This is a genomic window from Sulfitobacter sp. TBRI5, assembly GCF_051013555.1.
GTDB lineage: Bacteria > Pseudomonadota > Alphaproteobacteria > Rhodobacterales > Rhodobacteraceae > JL08.
Genome location: NZ_CP112884.1, coordinates 3,498,814 through 3,518,361, shown reverse-complemented (window position 1 = coordinate 3,518,361; position 19,548 = coordinate 3,498,814). Strand labels below are relative to the sequence as shown.

Genomic DNA, 19,548 nt, shown 5'->3' with positions numbered 1-19,548 from the left:
ACTATGGCACAGGCGATTCGCGTTGTGAATCCCCTAATTGTCAAAAAATTAAGACAAGCAAAGGCTTGCCGTGTTTTCGGGGCATCTGCGCCGTGCTTCAGCCGGCAACCGACGCATCATAGATGCTTTGGATTGTCGCGTTGAGCGTATCGTTGAACTCGGTGTCGGATTGCTGGGCAGACAGGCCTTCGGTCAGCGCACGCGAAAAGCTGGCGATCACGCCGCTATTGCGGGCCAGACGCGCGTTTGCCTCTTGCCGCGAATACCCGCCCGAAAGCGCGACAACCCGCAGCACGCGCGGGTGATCCACCAGCGGCTTGTACAGGTTCGCAACCTCGGGCAGCGTCAGTTTCAGCATCACATCGCCCCCGTCAGGCAGCGCATCAAGCTGGGCCAGAATCTCGTCCCGCAGGATGGTCTCGGCGGCGCCCTTGTCCGTGATCGAAATCGTGACTTCGGGCTCGATGATCGGCACCAGTCCATGCGCAATGATCTGTTTGCCGATCTCGAACTGTTGGGCCACGTTGGCGCGGATGCCGGTGGCCGAGGCCGCATCGATGACCGAACGCATCTTGGTGCCGAAAATGCCGCCCTTGGCCGCGCGCGCAAGCAGTTCGTCCAATCCCGGCATCGGTTTCATCAGGCGCACGCCGTCAGCTTCGTCCATCAGGCCCTTATCGACCTTCAGAAACGGGACAACACCGCGATCCTGCCACAGATAATGCGCGGTGGGCTTGCCGCCCATTTCACGATCCATCGTGTTTTCAAACAGAATGGCGCCCAGAATGCGTTCTCCGGTAAAGGCGGGCGCGTTGACGATCCGGGTGCGCATGTCGTGGATCAGGTCGTACATTTGCGCGTCACCGGAATAGGCATCTTCCGATATACCGTACAACGCCAGCGCCTTGGGTGTTGATCCGCCGCTTTGGTCCAGTGCTGCAATAAAGCCTTTGCCGCTGCGGATCTGATCTGTCTGTTTCTGGTCTGGCATGTCTGACGTTACCCAATACTCGTTTGAAATAAGATTTCCGGTTAAAGACATTCAATAGGCAGTTGCGCGGAGCGTTGCAATTCAGTTAGCGCGAACACAGTGTTGCCGTTGTGTCAGGCCATTAACGCAGCCACACCGGGCAGTGTCTTGCCTTCCATCCATTCCAGAAACGCTCCGCCCGCGGACGAGATATAGGTGAAATCGGCCGAGACACCGGCCTGATTAAGCGCGGCAACCGTATCGCCACCACCCGCCACCGACACCAGTTGACCGGCCTTGGTCAGATCAGCGGCCTTTTGTGCGGCAGCATTCGTGGCCGCATCAAAGGGGGGCAGTTCGAACGCGCCCATCGGGCCGTTCCAGATCAGGGTGCGCGCCTGTTCGAACGTGCCCGCAATCAGGGCGACGGTATCCGGTCCGGCATCCAGAATCATGGCATCGGCGGGGCAGGCATCCGCCGGAACTGTCTGGTGCGGTGCATGTGCGGCAAAGTTCTGGGCCACAACCAAATCGACGGGCAGGATAATTCGGCATCCCGCCGTCCTGGCGTCTTCCAGAATCTCGCGCGCGGTGTCGGTCATATCGCGTTCGGCCAGTGATGTGCCGATCTCTTTGCCCTGCGCGGCCAGAAAGGTGTTGGCCATGCCGCCACCGATCACCAGGTAATCGACCTTGGTCGTCAGATTGCCCAGCAGTTCCAGTTTGGTTGATACCTTTGCGCCCCCCACCACAGCCACAACAGGGCGCTGGGGCTGACCAAGTGCTGCATCCAGCGCCTGCAATTCGGCCTGCATCAACCTGCCGGCACAGGCGGGCAGCAAACGCGCCACCCCCTCGGTGGATGCATGCGCGCGGTGCGCGGTTGAAAATGCATCGTTACAATAGACATCCCCCAAACGCGCCATTTCAGCGGCCAGATCGGGATCGTTCTTGGTTTCCCCGTCATAGAACCGGGTGTTTTCAAGCAATAGGATCTGGCCATCGGGCAGGGCGGCCACGGCCGCTTCGGCCGCCGGGCCACGGCAATCGGCCACAAACATGACCGGGACGCCAAAGGCGGTTTCCAAGGCGGGCACCAGCTGTTGCAGCGACAGGGCCGGATCTGCTGCGCCCTTGGGGCGTCCGAAATGTGACATCAGAACCGGCTTGCCACCCGCGCGCAGCACATCCGAGATTGACGGCACAAGCCGCCGGATCCGCGTATCATCCGTCACTACGCCGTTTTCAAATGGAACATTCAGATCGACGCGCATCAACACGCGCTTTCCACCAAGCTCCATGTCATCCAGTGTTTTCCAGCTCATGCTTTGTCTCCGATCCCTTTGGTGGCCGGTTTTTGCGGCATTTGCCACGTTCGTCAATGGGACACTTGGCAATTGGGGCTGCGCGGCATAGGTAAATGCCAAACCCAAGTACAGGAGCGCCCGATGGCCGAGATAAAAGACCCCGAAAACACAATTCTGATGGAACTGAAGGACGGAACCGTCACAATCGAATTGCTGCCCGATGTGGCCCCCAAACATGCCGAGCGCATGAAGGAACTGGCACGCAGCGGTGCTTATGACAACGTCTGTTTCCACCGCGTGATTGATGGCTTCATGGCGCAAACCGGCGATGTGGCGAATGGCAATATGGAATCCGGGTTCAATCTGCGTTCGGCCGGAACCGGCGGTTCCGATCTGCCCAATCTGCCTGCCGAGTTTTCCAAACTGCCCCATGATCGCGGCACATTGGGCGCGGCGCGTTCTGCCAACCCCGACAGCGCCAACAGCCAGTTTTTCATCAACTTCAAGGACAACCATTTCCTGAACGGCCAGTACACCGTTTATGGCCGGGTGATTTCGGGCATGGAACATGTCGACGCCATCGTAAAAGGCGAACCACCTGCAAACCCCGACCGGATGGTCAGCGTCAAGGTCGCGTCAGATGCGTAAGACATTTCTGTGGCTGGGCATGTTCCTGTGCGCAGGCGTCGGGATCATTCTGATGTTCATGGTGTTGCGCGCTGGCCCCGTCGCGGTGGATGCCGGTCCGGTGATTGCATCGCAAGGCTCGGTTGATATGCCGGAACCCAAACCGGGGGCGGCCGTGGATTGGGACCAGCCCGGCCCCTATCTTCAGATTGCCGTCGCCGGAGAGTCCAACGGTGTGATCACCATTGATCTGGCCGAAACCATCGCGCCATTGCATACCGCGCAGATCGTCGCGCTGGCACAGGAGGGCAAATACGACAATGTTGTCTTCCATCGTGTCATCGAAGGTTTCATGGCGCAAACCGGTGACGTGGAATTTGGCAAGCTGGGTCAGGATATGCGCAACGCCGGCATGGGCGGATCACAGCGCGGAAACATTCTGGCCGAATTTTCCGAAGTGCCGTTTGACCGCGGGATCGTTGGCATGGCGCGCAGCCAAAGCGTTGACAGCGCCAACAGCCAGTTCTTCATCATGTTCGATCAGGGGCATTTCCTGAACGGTCAGTACACGGTAATTGGCCGCGTTACCGACGGGATGGATGTGGTGGATGCAATCAAACGCGGATCGGGGCAAAGCGGTGCTGTCACCGGTCAGCCCGATGTGATGCAGGCCGTGCGCGTCGTGCAATAATCACAACGGGCGATCAACCGCCCTGACAGGAACAAAAAAGGCGCCGGAGCATGCAATGCCCGGCGCCTTTTCTTATGGGGTGTTCTGTCGCTTAAGAGCTTTTCGCAGCCTGCGCGGGTGCCGCCGACGGCGGGGTGGGCGCGGGGGCGGATTTGCCCGAGTTCAGCGGATCGTCCTGACGTTGGACAGACCCTTCGAAATGCGCACCGCTTTCGATCGCGATTGTCTTGTGGATGATGTCGCCCTCGACGCGGGCTGTCGATGTCAGGCGCACTTTCAAGCCGCGCACGCGGCCCACGATGCGACCATTGACCACAACATCGTCGGCAATCACTTCGCCTTTGATGGTCGCGGTTTCGCCAATGGTCAGAAGATGGGCGCGGATATCCCCTTCAACAGTGCCTTCAACCTGGATGTCTCCGGTTGTTTTCATGTTGCCGGTGACATGCAGATCCGCCGACAGAACCGATGCGGGCGGCTTGGCCTTCGGGGCCGACGCCTTGAACTCGTTCTGGTTCTGGGAACTTGCAGGCGCTTCCGGAGCTGCAGGTTTTGCGGTATCGGCCTTTGGGCCGGGTTCGTTGATTTTGCTTTTAGAAAACATCGTTTGCAGCCTTGATATAGATCATTGGGTTGACGGCTTTGTCGCCTACACGGACTTCGTAATGTAAGTGAGTACCTGTAACACGTCCAGACGCTCCCATATCACCAATACGTTCCCCGCGCGAGACCCTTTGACCAACATTTACCCGCAATTTCGACAGGTGCGCGTAGCGCGTTTCAATTCCGAATTCATGCCGTATTTTGACCAGACGACCATATCCTGCGGACCATCCGGAATGCACCACAACACCGTCCGCCGTTGAATAGATCGGCGTGCCTATGCTTGCCGCAAAGTCAACGCCGCTGTGCATGCGCCTACCGCCGGTTTTCGGGTCACGGCGATAGCCGTAGCCGCTGGTGAATCGGAAGGCAGATTTGACCGGCGTGGCAAAGGGCGCTTTCTGCGCGGCGATCCGGTAAAGATTAAGCTGATCCATCTGGTTCAAAAGCCGGTTCGCGCGCATCGTGTCAGGCGACAGTTCGTCGCTGCGCGTCGAGAACGACAGCGGGGTCAGGGGGCCGCCCTGACCGGAATAGCCGCGCCGGACCTGTTCGATGATACGATCTGTCGGCAAGCCCGCGGCGCGGAACATTTTGTCCAGCGGGGCCACGGATACTGTCATGGCTTCTTCCAGCTGGCGGAAAATCTGGTCGTTCTGCTCTTCCATCAGGGCGATCTGAAACGCCATTTCATCCGCCTTGATCAATGCATCCTCTGCATCGGCGATAACCTGATCGCGTTCTTTTGCCGTTTCGGCAAGTGCCGTGGCCAGCAATTCGGTTGGTGCGATTGCGCCGGGATTGGCCGCCACCAGTGCCGCAACGTTTTCTGTCTGGTCTTCCAGGGCCGTCACTTGCGCGCGGGCCGCTTCACGATCCTGCATGGTCTGGCGCAATGTCGTCTGGATCACCTCGATCCCGGTTTCCAGCTCGCGGCGGCGCGTTTCCGAAGACAAAAGTTCGGATTGCATGACCGATATCTGGTCCAGTGCCGCGTTGAACCGTTCCTGTGCGGCCAGCGCTTCGTCGGCGCGGGCATCGCGTTGTCCCGACAGAACATTCAACCGCGCCTCATAGGTGCGCTGATCGCGTTTGGCCTGTTCGCGGAAATTGCCCGATCCGATGCTGTCCATCAGCAAAATGGCGGTTGCAACGATGGCCCAGGCGATGATCGCCGCGCTTCCGGCGAATGCCAGAACCTGTGTGCCGGATTTAAGACGGATGAACCGGGTGTCGGTATCCGATTTCAAAAACAGCCGGCGTTCCGGAAAATAGTGTTCAAGAATCGCATGTATGCGAATTGCGAGACGCGTTCTCACCCTGTTATCCTTGTCCCATCCCAATGGCGGTGGTCCGTCGCCTCTGGGGGATAACGGCACCTTCCAAGGTGCTTAGCCAGCCGTTTCCAATTGGGCAAGTCAGTTGGCCAATTGCGCCTTTTCAGCCGGTCGATTCATGCCGATCCGGCAAGAAATCGCCGATAGCAAGGGCTTGGAACGCAACTTTCAGGTGAGTTCTTCGGTCAGCGGCCAGTAAAAATCAGGTGGAATTCCGGCTTCCGCGCGTTTTTCTTCGTTAAAGGGCGGCTTCAGCAAGCCATGAAAATATTGCCGTACCAGCGCGTGAAAGGCGACTTTGGGGTCTTTTTCGTGGCGTCCACACAGGAAATGGAACCATTTCGATCCATAGGCCACATGCGCGACCTCCTCGGCATAAATGGTGTTCAGGGCGTTGACCGCGCTGTCGGCCTTGGCCTGTTCGAACAGCTTGATCATGCCCGGTGTCACATCCAGTCCGCGCGCCTCGAGCACCATGGGAACAACTGCCAGCCGCCCGAACAGGTCATCTGCCGTATCATCGGCCGCGCGCCACATGCCGGCATGGGCAGGCAGCGCACCATAGTGGCTTCCCAATTCTTCCAGGCAATCGCACATCAGATTGAAATGCTTGCTTTCTTCATCTGCCGCCTTGACCCAGTCATCATAGAATCCGATGGGCATCGGCGTGTCGGTGAACCGCGCAATCACATCCCAGTGCAAATCAACCGCGTTCAGTTCGATATGGGCCACGGCATGCAGCAGGGCAATACGCCCTTCGGGTGTGCCGGGGCGGCGTTTGGGCACATCGCGCGGCGCGACCAGTTGCGGTGTGTCAGGGCGGGCCGGGTGATCGGGTGGGTTGGCGCGCCCGATGTCGGGCGCTGTATCCTGCGCCCTTGCGGCAAACCATTCGGCGGCAAAACCGCGGGACAGAGCGGTTTTTTCCCGCCCGTCCGCAGTGTTCAGAACTGCCACTGCCATTTCGGCAAGCGGGCGCATCACAGCGCGCGCGCCGCTTCCAGAACCTCTTCCATGTGGCCGGGCACTTTGACCTTGCGCCAGACGCGCGCGATCCTGCCATTCCCGTCGATTAGAAAGGTTGTGCGCTCAATACCCATATAGGTTTTGCCGTACATGTTCTTTTCTTTCCAGACGCCGTAATCTTCACAAACTTGTCCGTGTTCGTCCGACAGAAGCGGGACGGTCAAATTGCGCTTTGTCGCGAATTTTTCGTGGCTGGAAATGCTGTCCTTGGACACGCCAACGACCTGCACGCCCGCCTGTTCGAACGCGGGCATCAATTCCGAAAAGCCGATGGATTCCTTGGTGCATCCCGGCGTATCATCGCGCGGATAGAAAAACAGCACGACCGGCGCGGGCCGCAGCGCTGACAGGGTGATTTCATGCCCCTGACCGGCAGGCAGGGTAAAATCGGGGGCGGTGTCGGACAGATCGGGCATTTCAAGCTCCACATAAGGCTGAGAAAAAGTGAGTTTCATATTAGGGCGCGGCGGACAAGAATAAAGACATGACATCCCCGACGCCGCACGAAACCGATAGCGCACCGCCGCATCCGGCCCGCCCCAAGCGGCGGCGCCGCGGCATGGGCCTTTGGTCTTTGCTGAGTTTCGTTGTGGTGCCGATGATGGCGGTGGTGCTGTTTGTCGGACTGACAGGGCGCCCGATCACTGCGCCCGACTGGCTGCGCGACCGTGTTCAGACCCGCATAACAACGCAGGTTCCCGGCCTGTCGGTCGGCTTTGGTGAGATGGTTCTGACGGTTGAACGCGGATGGCGCCCCAGCGTGCGTTTGCGCGATGTGCGGTTTCAGGATGCATCCGGTGCGCCGATTGCCAGTGTCGCCGATCTGACCGCCAGCCTAGCGATGCGGCCGCTGCTGGAGGGTCAGGTTCAACCCAAGCGTATCACCGTAAATGGCGTGACAGCCAATTTGCGTCGGGGAGAAGATGGGCGCATTACGCTGTCACTTGGGCAGAACGTTGTTCCGGCGCGGCAGGCCTCCAATCTGGGGCAACTGATCGAACAACTGGACAGCGTGCTGACGCTGCCAGCATTGCGCGCATTGGTCAACGTGGATTTGCGCGCGCTGACATTGCGCTATGAAGACGTGCGCAATGCACGCGCATGGACGGTCGATGGCGGACGCCTGCAAATGGACCGGAACGCCGATGATCTGCGCCTGTCGGGCGATTTTGCACTGCTCAGCGGCGGGGCCGAGGCCGCGACGCTGGCCGTGAACTACGACAGTCGCATCGGTGATATCGAGGCGCAGTTCGGCGCGACAATCACCAATGTTGATGCGGGTGATATTGCCGCGCAAGGGCCGGCTTTTGCGTGGCTTGATGTTTTGCGAGCCCCGATTTCAGGGGCGCTGCGCGGGCAGGTGTTGCCTGACGGGCGATTGGGGCCTTTGAATGCCACGCTGCAAATCGCAACCGGCGTTGTTCAGCCCAACGACCAAACCCAACCAATCCCTTTCGATGCGGCGCGCACCTACTTTATCTATGACGCCGCCAGCGAAACCATCCGGTTTGATGAATTGTCGGTTCAAAGCAAATGGGTGACAGGGCGCGCCGAAGGGGTCGCCACACTTCTGGGTGTACGCAATGGCCAGCTGGAAGAAATGGTGGCCCAGTTCGATCTGTCCGAATTGGTGGCAAACCCCGCCGCCCTTTATAAAACCCCGGTGAGCATCGACAAGGCGCGCATGGATTTGCGGCTGCGCCTTGATCCGTTCGAACTGACCCTGGGCGAGGCGTTCGTGTCTGATCGGGGCCGGTCTTTGCGGTTGTGGGGGGATCTGGCTGCTGATCAGCGTGGCTGGGAACTGGCACTTGAAGGCGCGTTGGATGCCGTTTCGCCCGACCGCCTGCTGGAACTGTGGCCCCGTACAGTCGGTGACAAAACCCGCACCTGGTTGGAAAACAACCTTTTGGCCGGGGATTTGTCCAACATCGACCTGTCGTTGCGCGCCAAGCCCGGCACCCGCCCGCTGGTGCATCTGAATTTCGATTTTGATCAGGCCGATATCCGCTTTGTCAAAACCATGCCGCCGATCCGTGATGCGGCGGGACATGCCAATATTCTGGGCAACCGCTTTACACTGGTGGCTGACAGCGGATTTGTGCAGGCTGATCAGGGCGGGCGGATCGATGTTGCGGGCACGTCTTTCATCGTGCCGGACATGACAATCAAACCCGGCGCGCCTGCGGTGGTCAAACTGCAACTTTCCAGCACTGTTACTGCCGCCTTGTCCTTGCTGGACAGTGATCCGTTGAACGTGATGACCAAGGCGAAGCTGCCCGCGACAATCGCGGACGGGCGCGCGGAACTGCAAGGTACGCTGGCCCTGCCTTTGCGCAAAGGGCTGCATCCGGAAGACGTGCAATACAATGCAACCGGCGTGGTATCCTCGGTGCGCAGCACCACGCTTATTCCCGAGCGGGTTCTGGCCTCGGATGCGTTGAAGATCGTCGCGGACAACGCTTCGGTTGCAGTGTCCGGTCCCGGCCGGATCGGCGCAGTGGCCTTTGACGGCACATGGCAACAACCCATCGGGGCCGGACCCGGCGCAGGCAGCACCTTTACCGGAACCGTGGAATTGTCCGAACAAACCATCGACGAATTCAACATCGGCCTGCCGCAAGGGGCTGTGACCGGTGCGGGGCTGGCAACCATCCGCGTGGGTCTGATCCCTGATCAGCCGCCGACACTTGATTTGCGATCCACACTGCAAGGCATCGGGCTGTCCATTCCGCAGATCAACTGGCGCAAATCCCCGTCGCAAAGCGGATCGTTCGAACTGGCAGCCGTGTTAGGCAAACAGGCCGATGTGTCACGGATCGCGATTAATGCAAACGGCCTGTCCGCGACGGGGCGCATCACGTTGCGGGATGGCGGCGGCATGGACAGCGCATCGTTTACCAGCGTGAAGATCGACGATTGGCTGGATGCGCCCGTGGTATTGACGGGCAAGGGCGTCGGCACCCCGCCCGATATCGACCTTGGCGGGGGAAGTGTTGATCTGCGCCGTGCCGATTTCGGCGCGCCATCGGGTGCTGAATCGGGCGACCTTTCGCTGACGCTGGACCGGTTGCAAATCAACGACGCGATCACGCTGACAGACTTTCGCGGCGGGTTTGACACAACGCGCGGGATGGATGGCAGATTTGTCGGCAAATTGAATGGCGGCACTGAAGTGGCCGGGCAGCTTGTTCCCCAGAACGGGCGGACGGCGATGCGCCTGACCAGCACAGACGCCGGCGGGGTGTTCCGGTCTGCCGGTTTTCTGAAACAGGCACGTGACGGCGATCTTTCGCTGACGCTGATGCCGGTCGGAGAGGCCGGAACCTTTGACGGATCACTGCGCGTGACCGGCATCCGCATCAAGGACGCGCCGGTGATGGCCGAATTGCTGAACGCGATGTCGGTTGTCGGATTGCTGGAACAACTGGGCGGGCAGGGCATCCACTTCAGCGAAGTAGACGCACAATTCCGCCTCACGCCTTCACAGATCATCGTCACCTCCGGGTCTGCTGTTGGCCCGTCCATGGGGCTGTCGCTGGACGGGATTTATGCGCTGGACAGCAATTCGATGGATATGCAGGGTGTCATCACGCCAATCTATCTGCTGAACGGGATCGGCAGCGTCCTGACCCGCAAGGGCGAAGGCGTTTTCGGTTTCAACTATGCGCTCAGCGGCAATGCGCAGTCGCCCGATGTCTGGGTGAACCCGCTGTCGGCGCTGACACCGGGCATGTTCCGCAATCTGTTTCGCAAGGCGCCCCCCGTTGTCGAGGCACTGGATGGCAGCCCCGCGCCCAATATCGCCGCAGAACAACCCGCCGCGCCGGAACCGGTTGAAGATGACGATCCGGGGCGTTAGCAGGCGCGTATGAAACTGTCTGATTTTGATTTTGATCTGCCCGATGCGCTGATTGCCACCCGTCCGGCCACACCGCGCACATCCGCGCGGCTGTTGGTGGCATCCGGAGACCGGATCACGGATGCGCAGGTGCACGATCTGGGCACATATCTGCGCGCGGGTGATCTGCTGGTTCTGAATGACACCAAGGTGATTCCTGCGCGTCTGTCGGGCACCCGAAAGCGGGACAGCGCCCAGGGCCAGACCAAGGCACGCATCGAAGTGACGTTGCTTGAGCCGGCGGCAGACGGCACTTGGTCGGCTTTGATCAAGCCATTGAAAAAAGTGCGCATTGGCGAAACGATTGAATTTCCGCTTGGACTGACCGCCACTTTGACGGGCACCGGTGACGGGCAGGGCCAGTTGCAGTTCAACCTTTCGGGGGATGATTTCGACCACGCGCTTGCCGCCGCCGGAGCGATGCCGCTGCCCCCTTACATCGCAGCCAAACGCCCCGCTGATGAACGTGACAAGACCGATTACCAGACCGTGTTTGCCCGCAATGTCGGAGCGGTGGCAGCCCCGACTGCATCCTTGCACTTTGATCAGGCCTTGCTGGCGCAGTTGCAGGACATGGGGGTGCGCTTGACCTATGTCACGCTGCATGTGGGGGCGGGAACCTTTCTGCCGGTCAAGGTGGATGATGTCACCACCCACAAGATGCACGCCGAATGGGGGCAGGTCAGCGCAGAAGCCGCGGCAGCCATTGCGCAAACCAAGACGGCAGGGGGGCGTGTGATCCCGGTGGGCACCACCGCGCTGCGCCTGATCGAAAGCGCGGCGCGCGAAACCGGCAGTGTCGCACAATGGCAGGGGGACACCGATATTTTCATCTATCCGGGCTTTGCGTTTCGCGTGACCGACGCGCTGATGACCAATTTCCATTTGCCGCGATCCACGCTGATGATGCTTGTTTCCGCCCTGATGGGGCAAGACCGGATTGCGCGCATCTATGAACATGCCATATCGCAAGGCTATCGTTTCTTTTCGTACGGGGATTCGTCACTTCTTATCCCGTGAAGGCCAGTTGCGGCGATTACACCCCCGTTTAGGTCGCTGCTGACCAACCCACACACTGTCCTGTCGCGCACTAGGGGGCAGGGCACACTTTAAACCGGTATCGGACAGGTTATGTTGCAAGTTCTTTCCAATTCCTGGGCGCTTTTACTGGGTATGGGCCTGTTGATGGTCGGCAACGGCATGCAGGGCACGCTGTTGGGCATCCGTGGCGAGATCGAAGGGTTTTCAACCCTTGAGATGTCATTTGTCATGTCGGCTTACTTTGTCGGGTTTCTGGGCGGGTCGCGCATGGCTCCGTGGATGATCCGCCGTGTTGGCCACGTGCGTGTGTTTGCCGCGCTGGGATCGTTCATTTCCGCCGTGATGATCCTGTATCCGACACTGGCCGACCCCATCGCCTGGTCCATCGGGCGCATTGTGATCGGGTTCTGTTTTTCCGGCGTCTATGTCACGGCTGAAAGCTGGCTGAACAATGCGGCCACCAATGACAACCGCGGCAAGGCCTTATCTCTTTACATGATCGTTCAAACGGCAGGGATCGTGGCCGCGCAAGGCCTGTTGCTGACAGCGGACCCGTCCGGTTTTGTCCTGTTCGTGATCCCGTCGGTGCTGATTTCTATCTCGTTCGCGCCGATCCTGCTGTCGATCAGCCCGACGCCGGCCTTTGACACCACAAAACCGATGAGCCTGAAAGAAATCATGAAGATTTCGCCCCTTGGATGTGTGGGCATGTTTTTGCTGGGTGGGGTATTTTCGGCGCAGTTCGGCATGGCACCGGTCTACGGGGCCGAAGCCAAACTGAGCGTGCCGCAAATCTCGATGTTCGTGGCGATGTTCTTTGTCGGATCGGTTGTCGCGCAATATCCGATTGGCTGGATTTCGGATCGCATGGACCGCCGCAAACTGATCATGATCGTTTCGATAATCGGGGCGGTCGGATCGACCATGGGGATGATGCTGGGCGCGAATTTCACATTGCTGCTAACATCCGCGTTTGTGATCGGCGGCATGTCCAACCCACTTTATTCGCTGCTGATCGCGCACACCAATGACTTTCTGGAACACGAAGACATGGCCGCCGCATCGGGCGGGCTTATTTTCATCAACGGGCTGGGCGCAATTGCCGGCCCGCTGATCACCGGCTGGATCATGGGTCAGATCGGGCCGGGCGGGTTTTACCTGTTCACCGGCGTGCTGTTTGTCGCGATGGCGCTTTATGCGGCGTATCGCATGACACAGCGCCCCGCAGTGCCTGTTGATGAAACCATCGGATACACCCAGATGTCGCCGACCACATCGCCGGTGGCACAGGAATGGGCCATCGAAACCGCCATCGAAGAGGCCATTGAAGAGGCAGAAAGCGACAATGCGGCCTAAATGTCGCGATTATTGCAAATGTTTCAACTGTTATAAAAAGTTACTGTCCAACGTGTTTAACAGGAATGTAACGTTTTTAAGTACTGGAGCAAAAGCTATGGAGATAGCCTGATGGTCGGTCCGGAAGAAGTATTGAGTTTTTGGTTAGATGATGTTGGTCCTGACGGTTGGTATGATACCGACGAAACGCTCGGCAGACGCATTTCAGATAAATTTGGCGATGTCTGGCAAGGGGCACGGGACGGGCGATATTCGCTCTGGCTGACATACCCCAGCGGGGCGCTGGCCTATGTGATCCTGACGGATCAGTTTCCACGCAACATGTTTCGCGGTTCGTCCAAGGCGTTTGCCACGGACAGGGCCGCCCTTGCGGTTGCCAAGTCGGCGATATCCAAAGGCTGGGACATGAAAATAGATGAACCAGCCCGCCAGTTTTTCTATATGCCCCTGATGCATTCGGAAAATCTGTGCGATCAGGATCGCTGTGTCCGGTTGATGAAAGAGCGGATGCCGCTATACGGTGCGGGCAACATGCTGCACGCCCGCGCGCACCGCGAAGTGATCCGCCAGTTTGGCCGCTTTCCCTATCGCAATGCCGCGCTGGAGCGCAAACAAACCGCATGCGAGGCCGATTACGTCCAGCAGGGCGGATACGGTCACACGGTGCGGGCGATGGAAATGAAAAAGGCCGGATGAACGGCGCCGGCGGCGCATGATTGTGCCGTCGCTCTCCCGTATTTTCGGCAAAAAGAAGTCGCTGGAATGGCGCTGCATTGCGGTTGCAACTATGTCGCGGATAGCGCGCATTGATGCGGGCGTTCGGATAGTTTAATGGTAAACTAAATTTCGAACGGAGGGCATCATGGCCGCAAAATCATTTGATCTGATTGTGATCGGGGCGGGCCCCGGAGGATATGTTGCCGCCATTCGCGCCGCGCAACTGGGCATGAACGTCGCCATCGTCGAACGCGAGAATATGGGCGGGATCTGCCTGAACTGGGGCTGTATCCCGACCAAGGCGATGCTGCGCAGTTCCGAAGTGTTCCACCTGATGCATCGCGCCAAGGAATTCGGCCTGAAGGCGGAAAACATCGACTATGATCTGGATGCGGTTGTCAAACGTTCGCGCGGGGTGGCGGCGCAACTGTCCGGCGGCATCGGCCATCTGATGAAAAAGAACAAGATCACAACCTTCATGGGCGTGGCGACCATCGCGGCCAAGGGCAAGGTTTCGGTCAAGACCGAAAAGGGCAGTGAGGAGCTGACAGCCAAGAACATCATACTGGCCACCGGTGCGCGGGCACGCGAATTGCCGGGCCTTGAAGCGGATGGCGATCTGGTCTGGACCTACCGCACCGCGCTGACACCGCCCCGGATGCCGAAGAAACTGCTGGTTATCGGATCAGGAGCGATTGGCATCGAATTCGCCAGTTTTTACAACACGCTGGGTTGCGACACGACCGTTGTCGAGGTGATGGATCGCATTCTGCCCGTCGAAGATGCCGAGATTTCGGCCTTTGCCAAGAAAGCATTCGTCAAACAGGGCATGAAGATCATGGAAAAGACCATGGTCAAGCAGTTGGATCGCGCCGTGGGTAAGGTGACAGCCCATATCGAAACCGGCGGCAAAGTGGAAAAGCACGACTTTGACACCGTGATTTCGGCGGTGGGCATTGTTGGCAATGTCGAGGATCTGGGGCTGGAAGCCTTGGGCGTCAAAATCGACCGCACCCATGTGGTAACCGACGAATACTGCCGCACTGGTGTCGAGGGTTTGTACGCCATCGGCGATATCGCCGGCGCACCATGGCTGGCGCACAAGGCCAGCCACGAAGGCGTGATGGTTGCAGAACTGATCGCTGGCGGGCATCCCCATCCGGTCAAACCCGAAAGTATCGCGGGCTGTACTTATTGCCACCCGCAAGTGGCATCGGTCGGGTATTCCGAGGCCAAGGCCAAAGAACTGGGTTATGACGTCAAAGTGGGCCGCTTTCCCTTTATCGGCAACGGCAAGGCAATTGCCCTGGGCGAGGCCGAAGGCATGATCAAGACCGTGTTCGATGCCAAGACGGGTGAATTGCTGGGCGCGCATATGGTGGGCGCGGAAGTGACCGAAATGATCCAGGGCTATGTGATCGGGCGTCAGCTTGAAACCACCGAAGAAGACCTGATGAACACTGTATTCCCGCATCCGACCCTGTCTGAGATGATGCATGAAAGCGTGCTGGATGCGTTTGACCGCGTGATCCACATGTAGGACCGCCTGCCGTTTTGTGCTACCCATGCCGGACTGGTCCGGACAGGGACAATCGCAAGGGGGGACAAAATGGCGGATCCGTTTCAGGATGTTGATGCAAGGGGCGCGGACTTTATCAAGGCCGTGGCCGACGCGCTGGAAACACGCGCTGCAGAGCCGATCATGCAGGACATTGTCGACGGCTATCTGGCCGAGGCCGGTTTTCAACCCGGCGGGATACATCTTGAGGTTGGCGCCGGAACGGGGGCAATCGCGCGCCGTATCGCGCGTCATGCCAATTCCGGGCGGGTGATCGCAAGCGATCTGTCGCCCGGTCTGATTGACTATGCGCGCGCGCATCCCGACAACCCGGACAACCTGGAATTCGAAGTGGCGACAGGGGCAACCCTGGCGCATGATGATGCAAGTATCGACACCGTGGTGATGCACACTGTGCTGTCGCATGTTCCCGACCCGCGCATTCTGCTGGACGAGGCGGCGCGGGTTCTGAAACCGGGTGGTGTTCTTGTGATTTGCGATGCCGATTTTTCAAAAACATCAATCGGAAACACGCTGGGTGATCCGCTGGATGCCTGTGCCGTTTATTTTGCGGACAATTTCGTGACCGACAAACATCTGGTCGGGCGGTTGCGCGAACTGACGGCGGGGGCCGGATTTCAGATCGAAACATTCCGCGTTGTCTCGCGATTGATCAGCGAAGGCCTTAGTGCGATGAACTGGGTGGCAATGGGCGGTAAGATGATGGTTGAACGTGGCCTAATCGGACAACAGATGCTGGATGCGATGATTGCTGAATATCACCGACGTCTCGAAGTAAACGCTTTGTACGGCTTCCTGCCGTTCGCGGTTCTGATCGCGCGCCGCGCATCGGCCTGACCTGATCAAGACAGCAGGAGAGCAAGTTGGTCAGTCTCAACCGTGTGGTCATGCAGAAATCAAGCCGCGAGATCATTCGCGCGCTCGAGCCGGAAAAGCTTGATGTTGCCGAGATTTCCGGCAAATGGGGGCGGCAGTTTCCGTTCAAATCCTATCGGCAATACCGCTATCCCCAATATGACATTTGCGCCGGACCGTTTCCCGCCGAAGCCGATACAGCGCCGGAATTCGATCTGATCCTTGCCAATCAGGTTTGGGAACATCTGGATCGCCCCTATGCTGCCACGCAGAATGTACGCACCATGCTGCGCGACGGGGGATATTTCTGGCTCGCCGTGCCGTTTTTCATCCCCTATCACGGCGCGCCAACCGATAATTCTCGATGGTCGGCACGCGGGTTGACCAATCTACTGATCGAGGCCGGGTTTGAAGAAACCGCCATCCATGCCGAACAATGGGGCAATCGCAACGCTGCCCTGCGCAATCTGGAACAAAAATGGCCGCCCCGATACGAAAAGGGCAGTGACAGTCTGGCGAATGATCCCCATATGCCGGTCTGTGCGTGGGCGATTGCACAAAAAACCTGACGGCGCGGTTGGGGACAGGGCGAGAAATCGCAGGTTCGCACTTTGTTCTCAATTTAGCATTGGAGAATCCCGCGCACTCAACTATGTCTAACCCGTTAACGGGGGCGATCATGCCAGAGCAAAAATTCATCGAAGTCCGCGGCGCGCGCGAACACAACCTGAAATCCATCGATGTGGATATTCCGCGCGACCAGTTGGTTGTAATCACCGGATTGTCGGGATCGGGCAAATCCAGCCTTGCCTTTGATACGATCTATGCCGAAGGCCAGCGGCGCTATGTGGAATCCCTGTCGGCCTATGCGCGCCAGTTTCTGGACATGATGCAAAAGCCGGATGTGGATCACATCAGCGGCCTGTCGCCCGCGATTTCGATTGAACAGAAAACCACATCAAAAAACCCGCGTTCGACCGTAGGCACCGTGACCGAGATTTACGACTACATGCGCCTGCTGTTTGCGCGTGTCGGCACGCCTTATTCGCCCGCCACCGGTCTGCCGATCGAAGCGCAGCAGGTGCAGGATATGGTGGACCGTGTCATGACAATGGAGGAAGGCACGCGCGCCTATCTTCTGGCCCCCATTATACGTGACCGGAAAGGTGAATATCGAAAGGAATTCATCGACTTGCGCAAGCAGGGGTTCCAGCGCGTCAAGGTGGATGGCGCGTTCTACGAACTGGATGAACCACCGGTGCTGGACAAGAAATTCCGTCATGACATTGACGTTGTCGTGGATCGGATCGTGGTGCGCGAGGGGTTGGAAACCCGTCTGGCCGACAGTCTGCGTACAGCGCTTGATCTGGCTGACGGCATCGCCATTCTGGAAACCGCCCCGACCGAAGGCGAACCCGAACGCTATACGTTTTCGGAAAAATTCGCCTGTCCGGTCAGCGGGTTCACCATTCCCGAAATCGAACCGCGTCTGTTTTCGTTCAACGCACCGTTCGGGGCGTGCCCCGATTGCGACGGGCTGGGCGTGGAACTGTTTTTCGATGAACGACTGGTCGTGCCGGATGCGACGCTGAAAATATATGACGGGGCGCTGGCCCCGTGGCGCAAGGGAAAATCGCCCTATTTTCTGCAAACGATCGAAGCCATCGCCAAACATTACGAATTCAACCAGAACACCCGCTGGAAGGATCTGGACCCGCATGTGCAAAAGGTGTTCCTCTATGGCTCGGGGGGCGAGGAAATCCCGTTTCGCTATGATGAAGGCGGTCGGGTCTATAAGGTGACGCGTGTCTTTGAAGGCGTGATTCCGAATATGGAGCGGCGCTATCGCGAAACCGACAGCAACTGGATTCGTGAAGAATTCGAACGCTACCAGAACAACCGGTCCTGCGGCACCTGCGGCGGCTTCCGTCTGCGTCCCGAAGCGCTGGCCGTCAAGATTGCCGGCCTGCATGTGGGGCAGGTGGTGCAGATGTCAATCCGTGAAGCGTTCGAGTGGTGCAAAACCGTACCCGAACATCTGAGCGTCCAGAAAAACGAGATTGCAAAGGCGATCCTGAAGGAAATCCGCGAACGGTTGGGGTTTCTGAACAATGTCGGGCTGGAATATCTGACGTTAAGCCGCAACAGCGGTACCCTGTCGGGCGGCGAAAGCCAGCGCATCCGGCTGGCCAGCCAGATCGGGTCCGGACTGACCGGCGTTTTATATGTACTGGATGAACCTAGTATCGGGCTGCATCAGCGCGACAATGATCGTCTGCTGGGAACGCTGAAAAACCTGCGCGATCAGGGCAACACCGTGATCGTGGTCGAACATGACGAAGAAGCGATCCGCGAGGCGGATTATGTGTTTGATATCGGCCCGGGTGCTGGGGTGCATGGTGGTCGGGTGGTCAGCCACGGGGTACCTGCGGCGATTGCGGCGGATGCCGCATCGATCACGGGGCAATACCTGACAGGGGCGCGCGAAATTGCGGTTCCGAAGGCCCGGCGCAAGGGCAACAAGAAAAAGCTGAAAGTGGTGAACGCCACCGGCAACAACCTGAAAAACGTTACTGCCGAATTCCCGCTGGCGAAATTTGTCTGCGTGACCGGCGTGTCGGGTGGTGGAAAATCGACGCTGACGATTGAAACGCTGTTCAAGACCGCCAGCATGCGCCTGAATGGCGCGCGCCAGACGCCAGCACCCTGTGAAACCATTCAGGGGCTGGAACACTTGGACAAGGTGATCGATATTGACCAGCGCCCCATCGGCCGCACACCGCGATCCAACCCCGCGACCTATACTGGCGCCTTTACCCCGATCCGCGACTGGTTTGCCGGATTGCCGGAATCCAAGGCGCGCGGCTACAAACCGGGGCGGTTTTCGTTCAACGTCAAGGGCGGGCGCTGTGAGGCATGCCAGGGCGATGGCGTGATCAAGATCGAAATGCACTTTCTGCCCGATGTGTATGTCGAATGTGAAACCTGCAAAGGCGCGCGCTACAACCGCGAGACACTTGAAATCAAGTTCAAAGGCAAAAGCATTGCCGACGTACTGAACATGACGGTCGAAGATGCGCAGACATTTTTTCAGGCGGTGCCGTCGATCCGCGAAAAGATGGATGCGCTGATGCGTGTGGGGCTTGGCTATATCAAGGTCGGCCAGCAGGCGACAACCCTGTCAGGGGGCGAGGCGCAGCGTGTGAAACTGTCCAAGGAACTGTCCAAACGCTCCACCGGGCGGACATTGTACATTCTGGATGAACCCACCACCGGCCTGCATTTCGAAGACGTGCGCAAGCTGCTGGAAGTGCTGCATGAACTGGTGGATCAGGGCAACACGGTGATCGTGATCGAACACAATCTGGATGTGGTTAAAACCGCCGATTGGGTGATAGATATCGGTCCCGAGGGCGGCGATGGCGGAGGCGAGGTGATTGCCACCGGAACACCGGAAAAAGTAGCCGAGGAGGCCCGCAGCTATACCGGGCAGTATCTGAAACCGATGCTCAAGACCAAACGCGTGGCCGCCGAATAG

16 protein-coding genes are annotated in these 19,548 nt (G+C 58.6%); 10 read left to right on the top strand and 6 right to left on the bottom strand.

Going from position 1 to position 19,548, the window contains the following annotated elements; genetic code table 11:
* Positions 1-97: 97 nt before the first annotated feature.
* Both OLX72_RS17555 and OLX72_RS17550 read right to left on the bottom strand, forming a co-directional pair.
* Positions 98-991, bottom strand: a complete 894-nt coding sequence (locus OLX72_RS17555) for a fructose bisphosphate aldolase (RefSeq protein WP_433989218.1) — start codon at positions 989-991, stop codon at positions 98-100.
* Between the two features lie 113 nt (positions 992-1,104).
* On the bottom strand, positions 1,105-2,295 hold the full coding sequence (locus OLX72_RS17550) for a phosphoglycerate kinase (RefSeq protein WP_433989217.1): 1,191 nt from the start codon (positions 2,293-2,295) through the stop codon (positions 1,105-1,107).
* Between the two features lie 123 nt (positions 2,296-2,418).
* Between OLX72_RS17550 and OLX72_RS17545 the strand changes: the two genes are divergently transcribed.
* A complete protein-coding gene (locus OLX72_RS17545) occupies positions 2,419-2,925 on the top strand; it encodes a peptidylprolyl isomerase (RefSeq protein ID WP_114869929.1) in 507 nt (168 codons plus the stop codon).
* 127 nt (positions 2,926-3,052) lie between these two features.
* Entirely contained in the window at positions 3,053-3,595 is a 543-nt protein-coding gene (locus OLX72_RS17540) for a peptidylprolyl isomerase (protein ID WP_114872217.1), read from the top strand.
* Between the two features lie 91 nt (positions 3,596-3,686).
* Here OLX72_RS17540 and OLX72_RS17535 read toward each other — a convergent pair whose 3' ends face one another.
* The 4 genes from OLX72_RS17535 to bcp all read right to left on the bottom strand — a co-directional run bounded on the left by OLX72_RS17535 (position 3,687) and on the right by bcp (position 6,977).
* The gene (locus OLX72_RS17535) at positions 3,687-4,199 is read right to left on the bottom strand and encodes a bactofilin family protein (protein WP_114869930.1); all 513 of its coding nucleotides are present in this window, start codon (positions 4,197-4,199) and stop codon (positions 3,687-3,689) included.
* The gene (locus tag OLX72_RS17530) at positions 4,189-5,517 is read right to left on the bottom strand and encodes a DUF5930 domain-containing protein (RefSeq protein ID WP_433989216.1); all 1,329 of its coding nucleotides are present in this window, start codon (positions 5,515-5,517) and stop codon (positions 4,189-4,191) included. Before OLX72_RS17530 ends, OLX72_RS17535 begins: the two co-directional genes overlap by 11 nt.
* Positions 5,518-5,703: 186 nt before the next feature.
* Positions 5,704-6,516: a ferritin-like domain-containing protein gene (locus OLX72_RS17525; RefSeq protein WP_433989215.1), complete on the bottom strand. Its 813-nt coding sequence runs from the start codon at positions 6,514-6,516 to the stop codon at positions 5,704-5,706.
* A complete protein-coding gene (gene bcp / locus OLX72_RS17520) occupies positions 6,516-6,977 on the bottom strand; it encodes a thioredoxin-dependent thiol peroxidase (protein WP_433990481.1) in 462 nt (153 codons plus the stop codon). The genes OLX72_RS17525 and bcp overlap by 1 nt, the downstream gene beginning before the upstream one ends.
* Before the next feature lie 68 nt (positions 6,978-7,045).
* Between bcp and OLX72_RS17515 the strand changes: the two genes are divergently transcribed.
* The 8 genes from OLX72_RS17515 to uvrA all read left to right on the top strand — a co-directional run bounded on the left by OLX72_RS17515 (position 7,046) and on the right by uvrA (position 19,548).
* Positions 7,046-10,423 carry a YhdP family protein gene (locus OLX72_RS17515; protein WP_433989214.1) on the top strand — a complete coding sequence of 1,126 codons (3,378 nt, stop codon included), beginning with the start codon at positions 7,046-7,048 and terminating at the stop codon, positions 10,421-10,423.
* Positions 10,424-10,432: 9 nt separating this feature from the next.
* Positions 10,433-11,482 (top strand): tRNA preQ1(34) S-adenosylmethionine ribosyltransferase-isomerase QueA, encoded by a 1,050-nt coding sequence (queA, locus tag OLX72_RS17510; RefSeq protein ID WP_433989213.1) that lies wholly within the window; start codon positions 10,433-10,435, stop codon positions 11,480-11,482.
* A 111-nt stretch (positions 11,483-11,593) separates the two neighbouring features.
* Positions 11,594-12,859 carry an MFS transporter gene (locus OLX72_RS17505; RefSeq protein ID WP_114869935.1) on the top strand — a complete coding sequence of 422 codons (1,266 nt, stop codon included), beginning with the start codon at positions 11,594-11,596 and terminating at the stop codon, positions 12,857-12,859.
* A 111-nt stretch (positions 12,860-12,970) separates the two neighbouring features.
* Positions 12,971-13,555 (top strand): DUF924 family protein, encoded by a 585-nt coding sequence (locus tag OLX72_RS17500; protein ID WP_433989212.1) that lies wholly within the window; start codon positions 12,971-12,973, stop codon positions 13,553-13,555.
* 166 nt (positions 13,556-13,721) lie between these two features.
* Complete coding sequence (lpdA, locus tag OLX72_RS17495; RefSeq protein ID WP_433989211.1) at positions 13,722-15,116, top strand: dihydrolipoyl dehydrogenase; 1,395 nt, start codon at positions 13,722-13,724, stop codon at positions 15,114-15,116.
* Positions 15,117-15,185: 69 nt separating this feature from the next.
* Positions 15,186-15,992 (top strand): class I SAM-dependent methyltransferase, encoded by an 807-nt coding sequence (locus tag OLX72_RS17490; protein WP_433989210.1) that lies wholly within the window; start codon positions 15,186-15,188, stop codon positions 15,990-15,992.
* Positions 15,993-16,018: 26 nt separating this feature from the next.
* Positions 16,019-16,579 (top strand): class I SAM-dependent methyltransferase, encoded by a 561-nt coding sequence (locus OLX72_RS17485; RefSeq protein WP_433989209.1) that lies wholly within the window; start codon positions 16,019-16,021, stop codon positions 16,577-16,579.
* A gap of 110 nt (positions 16,580-16,689) precedes the next feature.
* Positions 16,690-19,548 carry an excinuclease ABC subunit UvrA gene (uvrA, locus tag OLX72_RS17480; protein ID WP_433989208.1) on the top strand — a complete coding sequence of 953 codons (2,859 nt, stop codon included), beginning with the start codon at positions 16,690-16,692 and terminating at the stop codon, positions 19,546-19,548.

Bases quoted from the DNA above. Each gene is read 5' to 3' on its own strand.
- OLX72_RS17555 (WP_433989218.1), bottom strand. From the start codon at position 991: ATGCCAGACCAGAAACAGACAGATCAGATCCGCAGCGGCAAAGGCTTT.
- OLX72_RS17550 (WP_433989217.1), bottom strand. From the start codon at position 2,295: ATGAGCTGGAAAACACTGGATGACATGGAGCTTGGTGGAAAGCGCGTG.
- OLX72_RS17545 (WP_114869929.1), top strand. From the start codon at position 2,419: ATGGCCGAGATAAAAGACCCCGAAAACACAATTCTGATGGAACTGAAG.
- OLX72_RS17540 (WP_114872217.1), top strand. From the start codon at position 3,053: ATGCCGGAACCCAAACCGGGGGCGGCCGTGGATTGGGACCAGCCCGGC.
- OLX72_RS17535 (WP_114869930.1), bottom strand. From the start codon at position 4,199: ATGTTTTCTAAAAGCAAAATCAACGAACCCGGCCCAAAGGCCGATACC.
- OLX72_RS17525 (WP_433989215.1), bottom strand. From the start codon at position 6,516: ATGCGCCCGCTTGCCGAAATGGCAGTGGCAGTTCTGAACACTGCGGAC.
- bcp (WP_433990481.1), bottom strand. From the start codon at position 6,977: ATGCCCGATCTGTCCGACACCGCCCCCGATTTTACCCTGCCTGCCGGT.
- OLX72_RS17515 (WP_433989214.1), top strand. From the start codon at position 7,046: ATGACATCCCCGACGCCGCACGAAACCGATAGCGCACCGCCGCATCCG.
- queA (WP_433989213.1), top strand. From the start codon at position 10,433: ATGAAACTGTCTGATTTTGATTTTGATCTGCCCGATGCGCTGATTGCC.
- OLX72_RS17505 (WP_114869935.1), top strand. From the start codon at position 11,594: ATGTTGCAAGTTCTTTCCAATTCCTGGGCGCTTTTACTGGGTATGGGC.
- OLX72_RS17500 (WP_433989212.1), top strand. From the start codon at position 12,971: ATGGTCGGTCCGGAAGAAGTATTGAGTTTTTGGTTAGATGATGTTGGT.
- lpdA (WP_433989211.1), top strand. From the start codon at position 13,722: ATGGCCGCAAAATCATTTGATCTGATTGTGATCGGGGCGGGCCCCGGA.
- OLX72_RS17490 (WP_433989210.1), top strand. From the start codon at position 15,186: ATGGCGGATCCGTTTCAGGATGTTGATGCAAGGGGCGCGGACTTTATC.
- uvrA (WP_433989208.1), top strand. From the start codon at position 16,690: ATGCCAGAGCAAAAATTCATCGAAGTCCGCGGCGCGCGCGAACACAAC.